At 54.5% G+C, this 2,472-nt stretch carries 1 protein-coding gene and 1 pseudogene; one reads left to right on the forward strand and one right to left on the reverse strand.

Features of this window, described 5'->3' with window-relative positions; genetic code table 11:
- The first annotated feature begins 332 nt into the window (after positions 1 to 332).
- Positions 333 to 1,472: a glutathione-independent formaldehyde dehydrogenase gene (locus C722_RS0100060; protein ID WP_007163116.1), complete on the forward strand. Its 1,140-nt coding sequence runs from the start codon at positions 333 to 335 to the stop codon at positions 1,470 to 1,472.
- A 683-nt stretch (positions 1,473 to 2,155) separates the two neighbouring features.
- Here the strand turns inward: C722_RS0100060 and C722_RS25530 are convergent.
- Positions 2,156 to 2,472: pseudogene (locus C722_RS25530) on the reverse strand (hypothetical protein); the annotation flags it as partial.

Below are 2,472 nucleotides of genomic sequence, written 5' to 3' on the forward strand. Positions count from 1 at the left end.
TTAGAGGGCGCAAATGGTGCTGAAGTTGCAGAAACTGTCCGATATTCCCTCAAAGCTGTTGATGAAACGCGAGCGGTAATTGGCCAGTGCATCAGGGAGCTCATGAGGGACGTGAGGCGCTGATTGACAGGGGTGTCGTAGCCATATTGCTTCTATGGCGTTTAACTGTCTAATTTCGTCACGAGCTGCAAATTCAAGGGCCTCCACGCGCGGGCGACGGCATCACCACTCGTCTGGTCATAGCTCGATTTGTGGAACATACGTTCGTAGAACTAGACAGACATCTCGTAAGCAGACGAACCCCCTCATCGTCGCTTGAACAGGAGAGTCTAATGAAGGCCATCGTTTACAACGGGCCACGCGACGTCAGCGTGCAAAATGTCCCAGACGCCAAGATCGAAAAACCTACCGACGTCGTAGTGCGCATCACCACTACCAATATCTGCGGCTCTGACCTGCATATGTACGAGGGCCGTACCTCGATGGAGACGGGACGTGTTTTCGGTCACGAGAACCTCGGAGAAGTCATCGAAGTCGGCGCCGGCGTAGATCGCATCAAGGTAGGTGATCGCGTCTGTTTGCCATTTAATATCGGCTGCGGTTTCTGCGAAAACTGTGAAAAAGGTTTGACCGGTTTCTGCCTCACGGCCAACCCCGGCAGTGCTGGTGCTGCTTACGGGTTTGCCGATATGGGCTCATACCAGGGTGGTCAAGCAGAACTGCTGCGTGTGCCATATGCGGACTTCAATTGCTTGGTGCTGCCAGAGGATGCGCAAGAGAAAGAAAACGACTACGTCATGCTGTCAGACATATTCCCCACCGGATGGCATGCCACTGAACTGGCTGGCCTGATGCCAGGTGAAAGCATCGCCATTTACGGTGCAGGGCCAGTGGGCCTGATGGCAGCTCATGCCGCGATGATCAAAGGCGCCTCGCAAGTGTTTGTGGTCGACAACCATCCGGATCGATTGAAATTGGCCGCGCAGATGGGGGCCACGCCAATCAACTCCCTGGAGAAAGAGGCGGTTGATCAGATCCTCAACCTGACTCACGGCAAAGGCACTGATCGAGGTTGTGAGTGTGTGGGGTACCAGTGCTGTGACAAACACGGCCATGAGGTCAATCACCTGACGATGAACAACCTGGTAGCTTCCACCAAGGCCACGGGTGGCATCGGCGTAGTCGGGGTGTTTGTTCCTCAGGATCCGGGCGCGAAAAATGAACTGGCGAAGGAAGGCAAAATGGCCTTCGATTTCGGCGCGTTCTGGTTCAAGGGCCAGCAGATACGCACCGGGCAAGCCAACGTCAAAGCCTATAACCGCAGGCTTGCGGAGTTGATCCATCGCGACCGCGCCAAGCCTTCGCAGATCATCTCTCACAGCCTGAAATTGGCGGAAGGGCCCGATGCGTACAAGCACTTCGATGCGCGAGATGAGGGTTGGACAAAGGTCATTCTGAAGCCGGCAGCCTGATCGAACTGCTGTATGGATCTGACGCCCTGACGATATCGCCGGGCGTCAGCCCAAAGACCCGCCTACTCGCGCTTACAGTATGGCCGCTATGTATTTACCGACCACATACCACCTGTCGTCCGCTCGAAATGCAAGCGCGGTTGTTGCGCAAGATGACCAAGGGAAAAATAGTAAGCGTACTGACTTCGATGGTCGGCCCGCTGCGCTTTCCGGGTGGGGAGATCGTCGACCTTACAGTCAACGCTGGGAAATCGAGCTGGGCTATTGGGCGATCAAGCAGAGACTGCTGGGCGGCGAATATACCCTGAGAAGCAAGACGCCGGAGATGATCGATCAAGAGCTATGCGGTGTGCTGCTGGGCTACAACCTTTTGCGCTACCAGATGGTACTGATGTCCAGGCAGTGTTCCGGTGTGTACCCCTGCGAAATGAGTTTCACTGCCTGCAGTTGGGCCATCTTGGGGTTGCTGCATGGCACGTCACTGAACCATCCCGGCAACTTGCCAGGATTTCTGAGAGATTTGCAACCATCAGCCGCTCGATATGTTTTACCCCATCGGCGAGCTGATCGATGCTTCCCACGCGCAGTCGTTGGACATGCTGTCGAAACGACACATAGACGGCACCTCGTGCGAATTGAGACTCGCACGGGTCCCCACGTTCATTGGGGAATCTGCCAGTGATTTACGTTAAATCAATAACCAGGGGTTCACTTGTAGATGAAAGCCCCTCCAGAATGAATGGAGGGGTAGCCTGATCGGCGATAACCGCTTTGAGCAGATTTAAAACAAGTGTTTCAGTGACGAAGGGCTTGAGCTGACCAATGAACGTTTTGCCATGTTCGAACCAGGCTTTGCGCACTGCCGACTCGATATATCGTTGATAGTCCTCCGAGCTTTGGAACCAGCATTCGCCAATCGCGGGAACCGGCCCTACATCCAGGTATGGCACATGGGTATCGGCAGGGTTTTCAGCCACCAACCTAACCTCATATTTATACA

This window comes from Pseudomonas sp. 313 (assembly GCF_000316965.1).
Classification (GTDB): Bacteria; Pseudomonadota; Gammaproteobacteria; order Pseudomonadales; family Pseudomonadaceae; genus Chryseomonas; species Chryseomonas benzopyrenica.